Source organism: Microcoleus sp. Aus8_D2, assembly GCF_036702665.1.
GTDB lineage: Bacteria > Cyanobacteriota > Cyanobacteriia > Cyanobacteriales > Microcoleaceae > Microcoleus.
This window is the reverse complement of sequence record NZ_JAUBUN010000020.1, coordinates 35,716-54,814: the sequence shown is the minus strand read 5'-3', so window position 1 is coordinate 54,814 and position 19,099 is coordinate 35,716. Positions and strand designations below refer to the sequence as shown.

The 19,099-nt window shown below is 50.1% G+C and carries 12 protein-coding genes; 5 read left to right on the top strand and 7 right to left on the bottom strand.

The features are described 5' to 3' along the window. Positions 1-237: 237 nt before the first annotated feature. Positions 238-633, top strand: coding sequence for a response regulator (locus QUB64_RS17325; protein ID WP_333272013.1), 396 nt, complete (start codon positions 238-240; stop codon positions 631-633). A gap of 385 nt (positions 634-1,018) precedes the next feature. On the opposite strand, the gene QUB64_RS17320 is transcribed toward QUB64_RS17325, so the two are convergent. Beyond that, positions 1,019-5,155 carry a DNA-directed RNA polymerase subunit beta'' gene (locus QUB64_RS17320; RefSeq protein WP_333272172.1) on the bottom strand — a complete coding sequence of 1,379 codons (4,137 nt, stop codon included), beginning with the start codon at positions 5,153-5,155 and terminating at the stop codon, positions 1,019-1,021. A gap of 164 nt (positions 5,156-5,319) precedes the next feature. Between QUB64_RS17320 and QUB64_RS17315 the strand changes: the two genes are divergently transcribed. After that, the gene (locus QUB64_RS17315) at positions 5,320-5,517 is read left to right on the top strand and encodes a hypothetical protein (RefSeq protein ID WP_333272011.1); all 198 of its coding nucleotides are present in this window, start codon (positions 5,320-5,322) and stop codon (positions 5,515-5,517) included. 133 nt (positions 5,518-5,650) lie between these two features. Here the strand turns inward: QUB64_RS17315 and QUB64_RS17310 are convergent, their stop codons facing one another. The 3 genes from QUB64_RS17310 to rpoB all read right to left on the bottom strand — a co-directional run bounded on the left by QUB64_RS17310 (position 5,651) and on the right by rpoB (position 12,219). Then, the gene (locus QUB64_RS17310) at positions 5,651-7,525 is read right to left on the bottom strand and encodes a DNA-directed RNA polymerase subunit gamma (RefSeq protein WP_333272008.1); all 1,875 of its coding nucleotides are present in this window, start codon (positions 7,523-7,525) and stop codon (positions 5,651-5,653) included. An 88-nt stretch (positions 7,526-7,613) separates the two neighbouring features. Further along, positions 7,614-8,702, bottom strand: coding sequence for an HNH endonuclease (locus QUB64_RS17305; protein ID WP_333272006.1), 1,089 nt, complete (start codon positions 8,700-8,702; stop codon positions 7,614-7,616). Positions 8,703-8,835: 133 nt separating this feature from the next. Further along, the gene (gene rpoB, locus QUB64_RS17300; protein ID WP_333272004.1) at positions 8,836-12,219 is read right to left on the bottom strand and encodes a DNA-directed RNA polymerase subunit beta; all 3,384 of its coding nucleotides are present in this window, start codon (positions 12,217-12,219) and stop codon (positions 8,836-8,838) included. 102 nt (positions 12,220-12,321) lie between these two features. On the opposite strand from rpoB, the gene QUB64_RS17295 reads away from it, so the two are divergent. Beyond that, entirely contained in the window at positions 12,322-12,465 is a 144-nt protein-coding gene (locus QUB64_RS17295) for a hypothetical protein (RefSeq protein ID WP_333272002.1), read from the top strand. A gap of 351 nt (positions 12,466-12,816) precedes the next feature. Here the strand turns inward: QUB64_RS17295 and QUB64_RS17290 are convergent, their stop codons facing one another. Both QUB64_RS17290 and rpsT read right to left on the bottom strand, forming a co-directional pair. Beyond that, positions 12,817-13,596 carry a TatD family hydrolase gene (locus QUB64_RS17290; RefSeq protein ID WP_333272000.1) on the bottom strand — a complete coding sequence of 260 codons (780 nt, stop codon included), beginning with the start codon at positions 13,594-13,596 and terminating at the stop codon, positions 12,817-12,819. A 236-nt stretch (positions 13,597-13,832) separates the two neighbouring features. Further along, a complete protein-coding gene (rpsT, locus tag QUB64_RS17285) occupies positions 13,833-14,132 on the bottom strand; it encodes a 30S ribosomal protein S20 (protein WP_333271997.1) in 300 nt (99 codons plus the stop codon). An 837-nt stretch (positions 14,133-14,969) separates the two neighbouring features. Here rpsT and hisD point away from each other — a divergent pair. Continuing rightward, complete coding sequence (gene hisD / locus QUB64_RS17280; protein WP_333271994.1) at positions 14,970-16,283, top strand: histidinol dehydrogenase; 1,314 nt, start codon at positions 14,970-14,972, stop codon at positions 16,281-16,283. Between the two features lie 196 nt (positions 16,284-16,479). Further along, on the top strand, positions 16,480-16,905 hold the full coding sequence (locus QUB64_RS17275) for a universal stress protein (RefSeq protein ID WP_333272169.1): 426 nt from the start codon (positions 16,480-16,482) through the stop codon (positions 16,903-16,905). Between the two features lie 378 nt (positions 16,906-17,283). Here QUB64_RS17275 and QUB64_RS17270 read toward each other — a convergent pair whose 3' ends face one another. After that, positions 17,284-18,702, bottom strand: a complete 1,419-nt coding sequence (locus QUB64_RS17270) for an NB-ARC domain-containing protein (protein ID WP_333271991.1) — start codon at positions 18,700-18,702, stop codon at positions 17,284-17,286. Between the last annotated feature and the right edge of the window lie 397 nt (positions 18,703-19,099).

The following is a 19,099-nucleotide window of genomic DNA, read 5'->3' as shown; positions in this document are numbered from 1 at the left end:
TAGTTCTAAAAAACAACTAAACTGTCTGTATGTAGTAGTCTAAATGATGGTAATGGATGCTTCTGGGTATCTGTACACCCTCTCACAGTTAGTGGCTCAAGGATATATATGAGGGTTTTGCAGGGTTCCCGGCTGATGGCGCTAAAAACTCTGCATTTTTGACGGGGAATGTAATCCCCGTCCCGTGTTCCTCTTTCGACTCAAGTCGCAAAGTTTCCATACTTCCCATATTTATTTATGAAAACCGTTCTGATTGTAGAGGACGATTTGGTCAATGCTCGGGTTTTTTCCAAAATACTGACTAAGCGGGGGGGCTTAGCTGTCAAGCACACGGAAAATGTTGAAGAGGTGATGCAGATTGCGGCAGCAGGCGAAGCTGATTTGATTTTAATGGACGTGTCTCTTTCGCGGAGCGTGTACCAGGGAAAATCTGTTGACGGCATTAAGATTACTCAACTACTCAAAGCAGACCCACAAACAGCCTCGCTGCCGATTATTTTGGTGACTGCTCACGCCATGGCCGGTGATAAAGAAACCTTTCTGAATCAAAGCGGTGCCAATGGTTACATCTCCAAACCAGTAGTAGACCATCAAGAGTTTGTCGATCAAATCAAGGCTTTGCTCCCTGACTGAGCGAACACTTTTCTGTGCTGGCGCAAGTTCCGCAACAGATGCGCACTCGTGGGATGCAATGGAGGTCAGGAAAAACGTTTGAGTTATCGTCGCGAGAAAAAGCAGAAACAAGAAAGAGTCTTAATTGTTTGGCCAAGTTCAAACAATTAAAACCCTTGATTTTCAAACCTTCTTGAATTCGGATTTATCCCTTCTGACGCATATCTTCGGCCTTCTTCCGACCTACTTTGGTGCCCGCACAACGCGATCGGTTTTGAGTTCTCGCGCTGTGAGTAAAAAAAATATTTTTTTCGACGAGTGCCTAGCGGCGCGTACGTTGCGAGGAATTAAGCAATTGCCGCGCAGCGCTTGGAACAGGCTGCACGGCAAGATCGCGCACACCCTATTAGTCTTCGTCCTCGTCGAAGTCGTAACCGATATCATCATCCTCATCGGCGATCGCCCCTAAGGAATCATCATCAGTATCAGGGACAAAATCGTCCTCATCAACCTCAACTTCCTCAAAATCATCATCAGCCTCGTCAGAACCGCGGCCGACATCAAAACCGCTCTCGATCGTGTACTTGCGACGCGCCGTGCGATCGTCGAGAACCACATCCTCCTGCAAATCCTGGATCTCGTCATCAAACACAGCACCGTCAAAACCGGCATCCTGAACGCTAGCATCCTCATAAGCATTGAACCCAGTCCCGGCTGGAATCAAGCGGCCGATGATCACGTTTTCCTTGAGGCCGCGCAGCCAGTCGGATTTGCCCTCGATCGCAGCTTCTGTCAGCACCCTGGTTGTTTCTTGGAAGGAAGCTGCGGAAATAAAGCTGTCGGTATTGAGCGAAGCCTTAGTAATCCCCAGCAACACCGGAGTGTAGTCCGCCGGCGCCCCGCCAGTAATCGACATCGCCTCATTCACCTGCTCGACTTGCCGCAGTTCGACTAACTCGCCCGGGAGCATGGTAGTATCGCCACCGTCTTCCATCCGTACTTTGTTGGTCATCTGGCGGACAATCACTTCGATGTGCTTGTCGGAAATATCTACGCCTTGAGACTGATAGACAGACTGCACCTCGTTGACCAAGAAAGTCTGCACCTGCTGGAAACTTTCCAAAGCCGCCTCAAAAGTCGGCTGGCGCTCTTTGAGTACCTGGAAAAATACTTCCAGAATTTCGTGGGGGTTGGCGGGCCCGTCGGTCAAGGCTTCGGCGACGCCGACGCGCTGGCCGTCAGAGACGATCGGGTTTTGACCCGGTAACAAAGGATACTGCTCGATCCGGCCATCATCCTCAACCACCGCCAATTCCACAATATCGTCGTCGGTGACTACCTGAGCCGTCCCCGGGCGCTTGGCTAAAATACAAGCCTCCTTCGGCTTCCGCCCTTCAAGCAGTTCCTCAATCCGGGGCAAACCCTGAATGATGTCTCCTGTCTTGGCTCGCTCGAACACCAGGATGACTAAGTTGTCGCCCCGTTGCACCAAATCCCCATCGTCTACGTGCAGCACAGCACCCCCGGAAACCCGGTAAGGGCGAGCCACCCGCAGCACAATTTTTGCCTGTTCCGATCCCGACGCAGGTACAACCTTCACCACCTGACCGGATTCTTCCAGAATCACTCCAGGTGCTACTTCTGTACCAGCCACCAGCAACTGACCAGGACTCACCTCCGGCGTACCCGCCACAGAGATTGACACAGAATCCGCATCCCGCATCACCAACAGCCGGCGCACCGGTTCGTTGAGTCCCTCGCGGATACCCCGGACAATCCCCGCTTCCTTGCAGAGAATCTCGGTGCGGGCTACCACTGCGCCGGGGGCGATCGACAGTCCGTCTTCCACCAACAGCCGCGTGTGGGTGCTGCCCTGGGTGGGATCTGCCGATACGTCCCGCCGAATCACCAGCGACTCCAAAATCACCAACTGCAAGCGGAAAATCCGAGAAGGTACTGAGACCTCATCGCCTTCTTGCAGCGCCAGTTCTTGCGACTGCACGATCGCATCAGACAAGCCCCAAGCCGGGCCGGAATTGTCGGCGCCAAAAGCTAAAGCGTCATCCTCATCTGGGAGCAGTTCGATATCGGCTGCCAATTGCGGCGCCCCGGAACCGATTTCTAAAATAAGCTGAGTCCGCAGCAGTTCCAGTCCTTCGACGGATTTGACGCGCTCTCCATCTTTGTAGGGCAGCCGCTGGACTGCTTTGAGGGCGATCGACTCGTTGAGCGCTGTTTGGGAAGGCACGGGCGGCTTGTCGGGCACTGGGAACTCGACGACGGGCCGCAGCAGCAAGGCCGGGCCTTCGGGGGTTTCGATGTATTCGGCATAGCCGAGTTCTTCGGCAACCAAGCCCGGGAAGATTTCTTGACCAGCGCTGACTATTTGACCCTCGCCCAAAGTCAGCGGCGGGCGATCGACTGCGTGCATTGTCCCGGGCTTGATCACAATTTCCCGGAGGATGTCGTTTTTCTGAGTTACTTCTACCGCGCCGCTGGTTTGGCAGAAAATATCTTTGACGACTTCGGTACCGGCTTCGACGTACTGGCCGTCTTCTACCAGCAGCAGGGAGATGTCTTTGTTGACTTCGTGGCACTCTTCTGGTATCCACAGCAGGGTGCCGCCTTTGACTACTTCGTAGCCGAGTTTGGCTTTGCCGCGCTTGTGGACTTCGACTCCGGCGTATTTGACTATGCCTCCGGTGGCGGTGCGGTAGCTGTCGTCGAGCAGTTCGGCTACGACTTCGCCGTTGATGACTTTGCTCCCTGGTGCTGTTTTCAGGGAAAACCGTTGGTTAGAAGCGGTTTCGATGATGTAGTGGTCGCGGCCGCCTGCGCTTTCGGCGCGGACGATTGCTTGGTCTAGCAGCACTTGAGCTGTGATGATTTCGATTTCTCGCTCGTCGGCGATGCGGACTACGCCGCCGTGTTCGGAGACGAGTTTGGTTTCGGCGATGACGCTGTTGGCTGCGATGCGATCGCCATTTTTGACTGCCGGTTCGGCACCCGGGAGCAAGTTGTAGACTTCTCCCGAAAGAATCCAAATCAGTCCGCCCCTGCTGGCGGTGCGGGTGGTGTTACCTTGACGGTCGGTTTTTTCTTCGGGCACCAAGTCGGCAAACTTAGCCTCACCCGCCAAGTCGGATGCTACGTCCGTTGTGACTTTTTCCGTAGTTTTGCGGGCGGCGCGTCCGACGATCGGCACTTCTGCCAAAACTTGACCGGGGACGGCGCGCTGTCCGTCTTTGACCATCAGGGTCGAACCTTGGACGATCGCCAGTTCAATCTTCAGCTTCTGATTCTTCGTCCCCGATTTGCCTTCTTCAAAGCCGTCGCCCTCAAATACGAGTTTGCCGTTGTTTTCAGCTACCAGAGCTTCTTCGCCGTGTCTGGTGCGGAAAGAGCGGGTGCGCAAATTCTTGAACTTTGCTACGCCCGGGAAAGGCGCGCGTTCTTGTTTTGCGACTTCTCCGGTAAATACGCCGCCTGTGTGGAAGGTGCGCATGGTGAGCTGGGTTCCTGGTTCGCCGATCGACTGAGCGGCAATAATCCCGATCGCCTCTCCCATGTCCACCATTTTCAAGTGGGCGAGACTCCAACCGTAGCAGCACTGACATACCGAGCGCGTGGCTTCGCAAGTCAGGGGCGATCGCAAATAAACCTCCGCCACCCCGGCCTTACCAACTTCCCCTGCCAGCTCCTCAGTAATTGGCTGATTTCGGACCGCTCTTTCGTTCCCAAAAGTCACGATTTCTCCGGTTTTGGGGTGCACCACATCTCGGGCAAACACCCGCCCCAGCAGCCGATCTTTCAGGGGAATCAGCACGGTTGCTCCGTCGGTCATGGGCCGCACGCGGATGCCACGCTGGGTGCCACAGTCTGTTTCTCGCACAATCACGTCTTGGGCTACGTCCACCAGTCGGCGTGTTAAGTAGCCGGAGTCGGCGGTGCGGAGGGCGGTATCTACTAAGCCTTTGCGCGCTCCGTAGGAGGAAATGATGTACTCGGTGACTGTCAGTCCTTCCCGGAAGTTGGTTTTGATCGGCAAGTCGATGATTTCGCCTTGGGGGTCTGCCATCAATCCCCGCATTCCGACTAATTGCCGCACTTGGGAGATGTTTCCGCGCGCCCCGGAGAATGCCATCATGTACACCGAGTTCAGCGGGTCTGTAGCTCGGAAGTTCTTGACCACTTCGTCTTTGAGGTCTTCTGAGGTGCTGTTCCAGGTGTCGATTACTTTCTGGAAGCGTTCGACTTCGGTGATTTCGCCTCTGGTGTATTTCTGTTCCGTAATCCGGATTTCTTCTTCGGCTGCATCGAGCAGTTGTCGTTTGATGGGGGGTACTTGCAGGTCGTCTACGCTAATTGAAACTCCCGCTCTCGTCGCAAACCGAAAACCCAAGTCTTTGAGTTTGTCGGCCATTTGCGCCGTGCGGGCTGTTCCATAGTTCATGAATGACCAAGAGATTAATTTTTTGAGCTGACCTTTGTCTACAACTCGATTGCGAAAAACAATTTCTTTTTTTTCCTTATTTTCTGTCATTTTTCTGCTAGTAATTTGGTCATTAGTCATTAGTCATTAGTCATTAGTCATTGGCCAAACAGGCCAAACAGGCCAAACAGGCCAAACAGGTCATTGGCCAAACAGGTCATTGGCCAAACAGGTCATTGGCCAAACAGGTCATTGGCCAAACAGGTCATTGAGCATTGGCCAAACAGGCCAAACAGGTCATTGGCCAAACAGGCCAAACAGGTCATTGGCCAAACAGGTCATTGGCCAAACAGGTCATTGGCCAAACAGGCCAAACAGGTCATTGGTCATTGGGCAAACAGGCCAAACAGGTCATTGGCCAAACAGGCCAAACAGGCCAAACAGGTCATTACGGATTAGTAATAGGGAATTAGTAATAGGGAATTGGGAATTGGTCATTGGTCATTGGTCATGCCCCATGCCCGATTCCCCATGCCCCATGCCCCATGCCCCATGCCCGATTCCCCATGCCCCATCCCTCATGCCCCATGCCCCATGCCCCATTCCCTAATTGTTAATTACCGATTCGATCGTTTGGTGATAGATAATCCGGCCCGGAGTAGTGCGAATAAACTGATTGATCGGCTTACCCTCTGCGTCTTCCCGAATCCGGCGGAACTTGTATTCTTTCGTCACAGTACCGTCGGCGGAGGTTTCCACCTTCAGCGGTTCACCTTCGGGTTCTGTGTTTTCTATGGCGCCTTGAAACCTCACCCACACGTATGAGTGCAAGTCCACGACTCCTTGTTCGTAAGCTACAACCGCGTCGGTAAGGTTGGAGAAATAATTACCTGCTCCTTTTTGACCGTGAGGATTGTCGGCTGTCAAGTAATAGCAACCGAGCACCATATCTTGAGAAGGAGTGACGATCGGTCTTCCGGTTGCTGGCGACATAATGTTATTAGAAGCCAGCATCAGCAAGCGCGCTTCCGCCTGAGATTCCAGAGACAAAGGTACGTGAACAGCCATTTGGTCGCCGTCAAAGTCAGCGTTAAAAGCCGGACAGACTAGCGGGTGAAGCTGAATCGCCCTTCCATCTACCAAAATCGGCTCAAAGGCTTGAATCCCCAAACGGTGCAGCGTAGGAGCCCGGTTCAGCATGACAGGGTGTCCTTCAATTACCTCTTGCAGTACGTCCCAAACGCTGGGATCGTTGCGCTGGATGAGTTTTTTGGCTGCTTTGATGTTGTTGACCAATCCTTGGCGGATCAGGCGGTGGATAACGAAGGGCTGGAAAAGCTCGATCGCCATTTCCCTCGGTAAACCGCACTGATGAATCTTCAGTTTCGGCCCCACCACAATTACCGAACGTCCAGAATAGTCAACCCGTTTCCCGAGCAAGTTTTGCCGGAAACGACCTTGTTTCCCTTCAATAATGTCCGACAGCGACTTCAGCGGACGGTTGTTTGCGCCCACCACAGTCCGGCCCCGGCGGCCGTTATCAATCAGCGCATCCACAGCTTCTTGCAGCATCCGCTTTTCGTTGCGAATGATAATTTCCGGCGCCAGAATTTCTTGCAGTCTCGCCAAGCGGTTATTGCGATTAATAACTCTTCGATAAAGGTCGTTGAGGTCGCTCGTCGCAAAACGTCCGCCGTCTAGCTGTACCATCGGCCGTAAGTCGGGCGGAATCACCGGAATCACATTGAGCACCATCCAATCCGGATGAGAACCCGTAGCGATAAAGTTGTCAATTACCCGCAAGCGTTTAATCAACTTCGCCCGTTTTTGACCTTTAGCATTAGCAATATCTTCCCGCAGCTTTTCCGCTTCACTTTCGAGCGGAATATTTTGCAGCAAAACTTGCAAAGCTTCAGCACCGATGCCTACTTCTACTCCCGTCAGGGTGGAATCTTCGCTGTAAAGTTCATCTTCTATTTCCAGCCAAGCATCTTCTGTAAGCAATTGCTTGTATTGCAGCTTTTCAGCATTACCAGCATTCAACACAACATAGGCATTGAAATAAACAATTTGTTCGACATCTCGCAGGGGCATATCTAACAGAATTGCCATGTAACTGGGGATGCCTTTGAGATACCAAACATGAGCTACTGGAGCCGCTAATTTGATAAAGCCCATCCGGTGGCGGCGGACGCGAGATTCAGTAACTTCAACACCGCATCTCTCGCAAACAATGCCTCTATGACGAACTCTTTTGTACTTGCCACAATGACATTCCCAATCTTTTGCAGGCCCAAAAATTCGCTCACAAAACAACCCGTCCATTTCAGGCTTTAATGTCCTGTAATTAATAGTTTCTGGTTTTACAATTTCGCCAGTTAGCTGACCATTGGGTAAAGTTCTTTCTCCCCATTGTCGAATTCTTTCTGGTGAAGCTAACCCAATCTTTACATAATCAAATCGTTGTTCTATCTTAGCCATTCTTGACTCCAATTAATGATTTTACTTGAAATAATTTGCTGTAATTTATCTGTTTCGATTGATTAATTGTTTGGCAATTAAATCAATTTCAGAGTCCTTTATATGTGACATTGTTTTTAATGTCATAAATGACACTTGTTGAGACTGCAAATTCCCCAGCAATTTTAGCAATGGATTCTCCACCTTTAATTCGTTCTCGCACATCCTGTGCTTGAGCAAATGTCAGCTTGCGATCGAGATATCCGCCCATGCGAGGCATCGGAACCTCTTCGCCTTCTTCCTTCCAAGTCAGGTGATACTTAATAGTGTGTATAGTTGCGGGATTTACGCTGTATTCTTCAGCTAGATCCTTCATTCTCTCTCCTGCTGCTAGTTTTTGCCGGATTTCTCGCACCTTCTCCCAGTCTAATTTGGCATTGGAAAGGGGATGACTTTTTCCTTGGGTGCGTCCTTTTTTGGAAGCATCTAATAAATTCTGAGTGCGAGTACCAGCCCAAAGATGTTCTGGATTGATACAACTGGGCGTATCACAGGTATGACAAGCATCCATATAGGTAGGAAGTTCATATCCTAATTTCTCGGCTAAAACAGCACGAGTAACTGATGCCTGTTTTCCATTTTTCCAGTACCTGCCATAGCCTGAGCCATCTTTTGCGCCTTGGAAAATTATGCAGCCATTGTCTTGAATTTCTCCTAAAAAACGTGGGGAAACTGTGATGAAGTTATCGGGAATATTTGTCTGAAGTATCTTAGTAATAGTTTCATGTTGTACCCCATACTCTCTTGCTAGGTGGTTCTTGACTGCTCCAGATAAATATTTAGTCTGAATTTCTCGCAGTTGTGCGATCGACAATTTATCAATTCCCGGAATACTTTTGCGTCTGGGAGTTTTGCGATCGCGCCCCATCATCTGTCCCGTATTCTCAGCAGCAGACCCTGCTACCAGATGTGCTGGGTTGATGCAGCTTCGATTGTCACAGGTGTGGCAAGCAAAACAACCAGAATCGAGGAATCCTGCTATTTTCGATTCTAGGACTAATCGGTGGACTAATACCGTTTTGCCATCGATCCACTTGAGCCCGTAACCGTTACCAAATTTACTGCCTTGCCAGTTAATACAGCCTGTCTCCCGATCGAATTCTCCTTCAATTCCGGGGATAACTGTTAAAATAATCATGTCAGCGTCTCTCCTTCTTAGAGCGTTGATTCGCCTCCTCAGTGGTACGAACACTGTTGAGGCATTTTCATTTGAGAGTATCGATTAAAGATTTTAGATTGAATGTTACCAAAAAATCTAAAATCTGTAATCCCTAATCTTCGTCTTCGTCGCGAGAAAGCGATTCGTAGGTAGGCCTGGAGGGCGATCGCCTGCCGCCAGCATCAGCCATCAAATCGACCTCTACGTGTTCGCTGCCATCGTCGTTCGTATTCACCTTGTGCACGGCAATATCCAAGCACAAAGATTGCAACTCCCGCATCAGCACTTTGAAGGATTCCGGCGTACCGGGGCGCGGGATAGCTTTGCCCTTCACAATGGCATTCAAAGCCTCATTTCTACCCTGCATATCGTCCGACTTGACAGTCAGCAACTCTTGCAAAGTATAAGCTGCGCCGAACGCTTCGAGAGCCCAAACTTCCATTTCCCCGAACCGTTGTCCGCCCTGCTGCGCTTTGCCGCCCAAAGGCTGCTGCGTTACCAGCGAGTAAGGGCCCGTGCTGCGGGCGTGGATTTTGTCGTCTACCAAGTGGACGAGTTTGAGCATATAGGCGATGCCGACTGTCACAGGGCGATCGAACGGTTCGCCGGTGCGGCCGTCGTAAACTATAGTCTTGCCTGGGTGTTTTTCGTCAAATACCCACGGTTTGCCAGTTTTTTCCCGTGCCTCCTCTAACTTGCCGTGAACGGTTTCCCGCGACTTTTCAGCGCCGTGCATTTCGTCAAACGGCACCATCTTGAACCGCATCGACAGGTTTTCGCCGGCCCAGCCCAGCAAGCACTCGAAAATCTGACCCACGTTCATCCGCGACGGTACGCCCAAGGGGTTGAGCACGATGTCAACCGGGGTGCCGTCGGGCAGGTAGGGCATATCTTCCATCGGCAGAATCCGGGACACGATACCTTTGTTACCGTGGCGGCCGGCCATTTTGTCGCCGACTTGAATCTTGCGCTTTTGGGCTACGTAGACGCGGACTACCATGTTGGCGCCTGGGGGCAGTTCGTCGCCCTGTTCGCGGGTAAAAACGCGCACGTCCACGACGCGGCCTTTTTCGCCGTTGGGTACGCGGAGGGAGTTATCGCGCACGTCTCGGGCTTTTTCGCCGAAGATTGCTCTGAGCAGTTTTTCTTCGGGGGGTTGGTCGGATTCGCCTTTGGGAGTCACCTTCCCTACCAAAATGTCGCTGGCTTCTACCCAAGCACCTTTGCGGATGATGCCCTGTTCGTCTAGCTGGCGCAGTGCGTCTTCCCCGACGTTGGGAATTTCCCGGGTGATTTCTTCGGGGCCGAGTTTGGTTTGGCGGGCTTCGATTTCGTATTTCTCGATGTGAATCGAGGTGTATACGTCTTCGTACACCAAACGCTCGCTAATGAGCATGGCGTCTTCGTAGTTGTATCCCTCCCAGGGCATATAAGCTACCAAGATGTTGTGTCCGAGGGCGAGTTCGGCGCCTTCGGTGGAGGAACCGTCGGCGAGGACTTGACCGGCTACGACGCGATCGCCCTCATAGATCAGCGGGCGCTGGTTCAAGCAGGTATCTTGGTTGGAACGCTGATATTTTTGCAGTTCGTGTTCGATGCAGCCGGCATATTTTTGCTTCCAAACCGAGGGCTGCTTGGCTTTGAGGTCGTCGTATTCCCGAATCATGAAATGTTCTTCGCTGGAATTCGACTCGGCATCTACCGCCAGGGGCTTGACAATAATCCGGGTTGCATCTATGTAAATCACCTCGCCGTTGATGCGGGAAACCACAACCATCCCGGAATCTCGGGCGGCTTGAGCTTCTAAGCCCGTACCTACGAGAGGGCGTTCGGGTTTGAGCAGCGGCACGGCTTGTCGCTGCATATTGGAGCCCATCAGTGCTCGGTTGGCGTCGTCGTGTTCCAAGAACGGAATCAGCGATGTCGCCACTGAGACGATTTGGACTGGCGAAATCGCCATGTAGTCCACCTGCATTGGGGTGGTGGTGGTGAATTCTTGGCGGTAGCGGACGGCTACGGTTTCGCCCAAGAGGTTGTTGTTTTCGTCGAGGCTGATGTCTCCGGGGGCGACGCGCAAGTCGTCTTCTTCATCGGCTGTCATGTATACGGGGGCTTTGTCGCGCAGTACCCGCCCTTTTTCTACTGGGTAGAATGGGGTTTCGATGAAGCCGTAGGGGTTGACGCGGGCGTGGGTTGCTAAGGAACCGATCAGTCCGGCGTTGGGGCCTTCTGGTGTTTCGATCGGGCAAATCCGGCCGTAGTGGGACGGGTGAATGTCCCGCACCGCAAATCCGGCGCGTTCGCGAGTCAAGCCTCCGGGGCCGAGGGCGGACAGCCGGCGTTTGTGGGTCAGTTCTGCTAGGGGATTGGTTTGATCCATGAACTGGGACAACTGGGAGGAACCGAAGAATTCCTTGATTGCGGCTACCAGCGGTTTCGGGTTGACCAGGGAAGCGGGGCTGAGGGAGTCGGCATCGGAAACGGTCATCCGTTCGCGGATAATCCGTTCTAAGCGGTTGAGTCCGACGCGGACTTGGTTTTGCAGCAGTTCTCCGACACTGCGGACGCGACGGTTGCCTAAGTGGTCGATGTCGTCGGTGGAGCCGATGTCGAATTCGAGGTTGATCAGGTAGTCGATCGCGGTCAAGATATCTTGGGATGTCAGCACCCGCATGGTATCGGGGACTGTCAGCCGCAGTTTTTTGTTGAGTTTGTACCGGCCTACCCGACCCAAATCGTAGCGTTTGGGGTCGAAAAAGCGCGAGTTGAGGAGCTGTTCGCCTCCGGCTACGGTGGGGGGTTCGCCCGGACGCAGTTTGCGGTAGAGCTCCATCAGGGCTTCTTCTTCGCCGAACTGTCCTTCTTTTTCGATCGTTTTTTGGAAGTATTCCGGGTGGCGCAAACTGTCGTAGATTTCGCCGTCTGTCAAGCCTAGGGCTTTGAGCAGCACTTGGGCTGAGAGTTTGCGGGTTTTGTCGATTCTCACCCAGACTAAATCGTTTTTGTCTGTTTCAAACTTGAGCCACGCGCCGCGGTTGGGGATGAGGCTGGCGTTGTAGGAACGGCGGCCGTTTTTGTCGGTTTCTGATTTGTAGTATACGCCGGGCGATCGCACGATTTGGTTGACGATTACTCGTTCGGCGCCGTTGATGATGAAAGTGCCGCGCTCGGTCATCAAGGGCAAGTCGCCGATGAAGACTTCTTGTTCTTTGATTTCGCCTGTTTCTTTGTTAATCAGGCGGGTGGGGACGTACATTTGCACCGAGTAGGTGCTGTCCCGGCGCTTGGCTTCGTCTACGTCGTATTTCGGGCGCTTGAGTTTGAAGTCTTTGCCCATGAAGTGGAGTTCCAGCTTCCCCGTGTAGTCTGTAATTGGGGAGAAGCTGTCGAGTTCTTCGATCAGTCCGGCTTCTAGAAACCAGCGAAAACTTGCCCGCTGGATTTCGATCAGGTCGGGCAGCGTGAAGGCGAATTCTGTGTAATCTTTAGTGGTCATGGGTGTCCTTTTTCCGCAGTGGCTCTAGCTTTTTACATGGCGCCAAGGCTTGGCGTTTTTACCTTTTTGCGTTTTTTTGATGGATTGTGTGAGAGAATTTATATGATGTTTTCGATCGCCTACCAACTGCTGCAACGGTTATTTTTATTGGTTGCTCGCATTATTTTTGTGCGGATTCTGGCTGCGATCGATATGCTTTTAGCTCCGATCTCTTGGTACTCCCGGGTAAATCCCTTACACATTTGACTCCTAAAATTGACTTGACAGCTATTGCCAAATTGTTGAGGTTCCAAGTTGCTTGCGATGTGTAAAATTGAGTGTAAGTTTGAGGTATTGCTTGAAGTTTTTGTCTGCCCGTCAGGTTAGCGCGCGATCGCCCAAGCTAGCTGTTCGGCGACTGCGATGGCTCTGATAGCAAGCGATCGCCCGATCGGTCGGTTCTTTTAATTATAGGACGCAAATCCGATCGCCGCAGGCAACTCCCAAAGAATCTGAGATTAAGGATGAATCCGGTTTTTGTGGCAGGATTATAGATGGGATTTTTCCGATCTTTTGCCCCGAACTCAAACTGTTTTCCTCATTTCTCTACGCTACTAGCTAAAGTGACAACCCGAATAGCTGACAGGCATTTTCGGTTGTCTGCTGAGACAAAGTTAAGAGAGAAACTCCTCTCAATTTAGCAACTTGCTCGGCTACGTAATAGACGTAAGCTGGTTCGTTGCGTTTTCCCCGCTGGGGTACGGGGGCGAGAAAAGGACAATCTGTCTCGACTAGGATGCGATCGCTATTTACCATACAAGCTGATGCTTGTATTTGCAAGGCTTTTTTAAAGGTGACTGTGCCGCTAAAACTGATGTAGAAACCCAGGTCTAAAAACCACTGGGTTTCTTCGGGTGTACCTCCCCAGCAGTGCATCACGCCGCGCACCGGGCCGCGTGTTTCCCAAAAGTTCCGCAGCATTTGGGCCATTGGGGCGGCGGCGTCGCGACAGTGAATAATCACTGGTTTGTCAAGTTCCTGGGCAATGGCAAGCTGTGCCTCAAACACTTTAAACTGGTGTTCGCGATCGTCAGCTTTAAAAAAGTCTAGTCCGGTTTCGCCGATCGCCACTACCCGAGAGTCAGAAATCGCTAGTTCCCTAATCAGGCTTGCAGTCTCGTCTTTCCACTTGTCGGCATCTAGGGGGTGAAGCCCTACCGCAAAGGAGACTTCTGCAAACTGATTAGCAATTGCTTGAATTGAGGCAAACTCTTCAGGCTCTACACAAGAATGAACCAGCCGAACTACACCAGCTTCGCGCCAGCGTTCTCGAATGGCTTCTAACTCTGACTTGAAAGTCTCAAAGTTGATATGAACGTGAGTGTCGATGAGCTGCATGGGCGAATGGGAGAGTGGGAGAGTGGGGGAGGTAGAAGGGGGAGAGGGCGAGAGTGGGGGAGTGCGGGGAGTCAAAAAAATCTTCCCTGTTCCTTTTTTTCCTCAACATCCATCGGTTATATCGGTCAAATCCCCTACACTGCGAGTACACCGAACTTGCCTTTTCCTTTTTCCCTCAACATCCATCCGTTAAATCCGTTAAATCCGTTAAATCCGTTGCCGAACTTCCTTCTCTCTTAGGATGCTACTTGTGTTTCGTGTGGCTTGAGGGTTCTTGCCAAGCGGGACTTTTTGCGATCGCCGTTGTTACGGTGGAGTACACCTTTTTTCACAGCTTTGTCAATTTTGCTGTACGCCTCAGACATACGTTGCTGGACTTCTTGCATTAATTCAGGTGTTGGAGCTGCGGCGTACTTGTCAACGGCTGCAAAATACTTTTTCATCAAAGTTTTTACCGCTGACTTGTAAGACTTGTTGTACAAGCGGTTGCGCTCTGCGATTTTGACTCGTTTGACGGCGGACTTAATATTTGCCATAGTTCAGTTTGTGGAAGTAGGTATTGATTGATACGCCCTAGCCTCAAGATAGTCTAAAGACAGGGGGTTTTGCAGGACAACTTTTTCGGGAGCGAGCCACAAAAAGCTTGATTTTTAAAGGCAGAGTCAGACAGCCACTAGAAGAGAGCTCAATTTGAGCTGAGTCGGCGGCTACTTTTGGCGACGATCGCGCAATAATTTTTAATTGACCCATGTAACTGCCCATTTTCTACCCCTGACGATACCCAAAGGTATGAGACGGGTGTTACGGAGTCGGCGTTGCGGGGTTTCGACCATTACGACTTAAAGTAACGGTTTCTTGCGCGCAATTTTCAAGTATACAATAAGTTGGCGTTTTTTTATAAAAAAATGATCGGGTGTTAGAAAAACAAATATAGCATCTATTCTGCTCAAAATCCCATTCCCGGAAAAATCCAAGTTAAGCTATAACAAAGAGTACGGGTTATTTGGGCTTCGGCAAGAAGCACTGGCAGAAGGTAGAAGGCAGAAGGTAGAAGGCAGCCGGAGCTGAAGGCAGAATCAAAATTCTCCCCCTCGGACACTCTCGGCCTCAGACACTCTCCCCTCCCTCACTCGACACCCTCTGCGTCCACACCGGATTCTCTGGGGGGCAATTCCTCAAGGAAAATTGTGACTTGTCCTCAGTGTTGCAAAATCCTCGACAGAGTAAACGCTGCACTGATGCCTTTGAAAATCCCGCGAGTCTCGCGGTTGAAGCTGGTGGACTGGTGGTCGCCGACTTCCCCAGAATAAAGCAAGAAAATTTCTTCTTGTAAGCAAATCAAGCGTGAATTATTGACGGCATTCCTAATCTCCATGCTGCGAATTATTACTCAGTGGGTTGAGGCACAAGCTGAACTGCGACGAATCTGCGATCGCACCCACGACGAACTTGTTATTCACAAAGAAGCCACCGTGCGCGAGGTGCTGCAAGCTGTAAGACGCAAAGGCGATCAGGCTGTGCTGCAATATACTGCTGAATTTGACCGCATCACCCTAAATGCGACAGATTTGCGCGTGAGTGGCGCCGAATTGGATGCTGCTTATCAGCAAATATCGAAAGAATTATTAAATGCCATCCGGCTTGCTTGCAAACAGGTAGAAGCGTTTCACCGACAGCGCGTCCCCAAATCTTGGGTGCAGTTTGGTGATGACGAGATTGTTTTGGGCAAGCGCTACACGCCAGTCGATCGCGCGGGCATTTATATCCCCGGCGGTCAAGCGTCCTATCCCAGCTCGGTAATCATGAATGCGGTGCCGGCTTCGGTCGCCAAGGTTCCGAAACTGGTTATGTGTACTCCCCCCGGACAGGAAAAGAAAATGAATCCTGCGGTGCTGGTAGCGGCTCAGGAGGCGGGAGTTGATGAGATTTATCGAGTCGGCGGGGCGCAGGCGATCGCAGCTTTGGCCTACGGTACCGAAAGTATTCCCAAGGTAGATTTAATTACCGGGCCGGGGAATATTTACGTAACGCTGGCGAAAAAACTGGTTTACGGAACTGTAGGGATCGATTCTCTCGCGGGGCCCTCGGAGGTGCTAATTATTGCTGATGCTACGGCGAATCCCGTACACGTAGCTGCGGATATGTTGGCGCAAGCCGAGCACGATTCCATGGCTTCGGCGATTTTGCTGACGGCGGATTCGGTGTTGGCGAGGAAGGTGGTGGCTGAGGTTGACAGACAGTTGACAAATCACCCGCGCCGGACTTTGACGGAAAAGGCGATCGTCAATTACGGTTTAGTAGTAGTGGTGGATTCTCTGAAAGCGGCTGCGGAACTCTCTAACGAGTTTGCTCCCGAACACTTGGAATTGCAAGTGGCAGATCCCTGGGCTTTGCTAGACCAAATTCGGCACGCTGGGGCGATTTTCTTGGGCTTATCGACGCCCGAAGCTGTGGGCGATTATTTGGCTGGCCCGAATCATACTTTGCCGACTTCTGGCGCGCCCCGCTATGCTTCGCCGCTGGGGGTGGAAACTTTTATGAAGCATTCGAGTTTGATTCAATATTCGCCGGCTGCACTTAAGAAGGTGAGTAGGGCGATTAATGTTTTGGCGGAAGCTGAGGGTTTACCTTCTCATGCTGATTCGGTGCGCTTGCGGACTGATCGTGAGGGGGATGATAAGTTTTAGATGGTAGATTTGAGGTTGGCGATCGAGATTTAGGCACTTCGGGCTTAAGAAACCCGGTTTCTTCCCATATCTTGCTTAAATTACGCAATTATGTTAAGAAGCCGGGTTTCTGTATAGTTAATGATATTGTTGGTGGGAAGTAGGCGAGTATCAACGAGAAGTTTAAAGTCTAATATCTGAGATTTAAAGGTGCATTATTTTGAATACTGTTTTGGTGGCGATCGACAATTCAGAGTTTGCAGCACAGGTTTTGCAAGCTGTGGCGCAGTTTAAGCTAGAACCGACGGCGAAGGTGATTTTAGTTCACGTCGTGAGTTCTGGTACGTTGGATTTTGACGCGGTGGTCGATCGACCTCACGCTCAGGGAAATGAGATTGCTTACCGAGAAGTAGAGAAGTTATTGCAATCTTATCAGGAAACTTTGCCTTGCGAGAGTGAGTTGGAGATTGTTGCGGGGGAACCGGCGCAGGAGATTTTGCGTTTGGCTAATATTTATAAAGTAGACTTAATTGCGATCGGCTGTCGGGGTTTGACTGGTTTGAAGCGGATTTTGGAGGGTTCGGTAAGCGCTGAGGTTGTGGCTGAGGCTTCTTGTTCGGTGTTGGTTGTGCGGGCGAAGTAGGTAGGGGAATTAATTGTAGGGTGCGTCAGCCAAGAGTTATTGAATCCGCATACAATATAACGCGATCTGACGCACCGTACTACTTTGGTAGAAGTGCGTAAATGGCGATCTGGCGCTGAGGCAGAAACCGGGTTTTTTCCCAAATTTCTGCGTTAATGCGTTTAACTTTGGTAAAAACCCGGTTTCTTGAGTCAAAGTGCGTAAATGGCGATCTGGCGCTGAGGCAGAAACCGGGTTTTTTCCCAAATTTCTGCGTTAATGCGTTTAACTTGGTAAAAACCCGGTTTCTTGAGTCAAAGTGCGATCGAAGCCACAGCGATTGAAATCGCCGCTACACAAACAAAACCTGCCTACGCAGGTTGGGGAACGCCTTTTTTCTTACTCACAATTGGGGCGGGAATATTGAGTTTTCACATACTCTTTGAGTACGGGTTCAAGAGTGAAAAATATGAGAGCGCCCTCCTGGATTTTTTCAATTAGTGAACGCCGTCCCAAGGATTGCATAATTTTCAACAATTGCGATCGAGATAATTGCATATTTTCTCGCAGTTTCGCGATGGAAACTGGCGCGGTTTCACTTGCTAGCGATGACATTACCTGTTTTTCTGGCTCGGATAAACGATTAAATGGCTGATCCAGTAAAGATTCTAAATCACCTAAAAATAGTGAATCGTCCGACAAAAGTTCAGAGATGTTGCCGTTAAATAAATCTTGAATCATTGTCGCCACTATTTTTAACCACAAGGGATTGCCTCTGTATTGTTCAATTAATTCTGACCAGTTTTCATCTTCTGCTAAACCTTTTTCTCTGAGGATTTCCCGCGCGCCCGCACCTAAACCATTGAGTTGTAAAGAGCGAATGGGTTGATTTTTGCCTTCTAATGCGGCGATTTCTCTGGGTTTTTCCCAACTGAGTAGGAGCAAACAACTATTGTGAGATAATTCTCCTACTTGTCTGAATAGTGTGCCGTAATCTTCATATCCAGGTTGATAATTGCCAGCAAGTTGTCCGCTGCTATTCACCATTTGTACGTCATCGAGTATCAGCAGACAGCGGTATTTTTGCAAGTAGTCCAGTAGGGGCAATCCCCCTGTGGTTGCTTTTTCCTCTGGGGCGGACACGGGGGCATCGCCCCTACGGAGGAATTGAATTATATTTGTTTGAAGTATTGACAGGGGTGGAGATGTGGCGAGACTTCCCCAGATGATGAAATCGAATTCATGTTTGATTTGTTCGACAAGTTCGGCGGCGAGTGCTGTTTTGCCAATGCCGACTATGCCTAGTATGGCGAGTAGGCGGGTGTTTTCCTGGAGAATCCATTGTTTGAGGGTGGTGAGTTCGGATGTGCGATCGTAAAAGGTGAAGATTTTGGGTGCGTCGCTTAAGTCTATATGGGGTTGTTTGGGGGTTTGTTGGGGGTTTTGGAGAGAGGAGGGCGATCGATTATTCATAACTTCTGAGTTTTGTATATTACTATTGCAAAAATTAACATTACTAACATTTATAAATTCTTTTGTAAAGTTGGATGAACTAATAGATAAATAAGATTTTTGTAATGTACGTCGAAAATTAGATTTATTAACTTCTCGATCTAAAGCATTGGAAAGAATTTGCCATAATTCTGAGGCAACATTTCTTACATGACCTTCGGTACAATGTTCTTCTTCTGCAATGTCGCTATATTTCTGACCATCCCAGGTTCCTTTCACAATGGTCTCTTGCAGACGATCTATATGTTTACCAGTCTCGGAAAAAAATAGACTATCTGTAAACTGCAATATATCTTTTACGTCCATTGCTTTGATTTGTCAATGATTTATATCATATTATCACAAATATCTGACATTTGATGACATTAGCAACAGTAGATGACATTGGCTGACATTTTGCCTGACTAAATTAGTTACTTATTCTGACACATTGTAATTTGCATTTATCATATTTTAGTTGAATAATCTTAATATAAGGTGTTCAAAAGTTAGTTGTTTAAATAGGAGACAATAATTGATGGTAAAACCAGCACAGTTTAGTAAAATAGCGGCGGCTGCCTTAGTTGGTAGTGTAGTTCTTTTTTCTCACACTCAGCCAGCGGATGCTGCCTGGTTTAGAAAAGACAATTATCTGGGCCGCATTAGTTCAGATAGAGACATTATTAATTATTGGCGAGCACAGGGAAGAGTGCCTGTTGCTGCA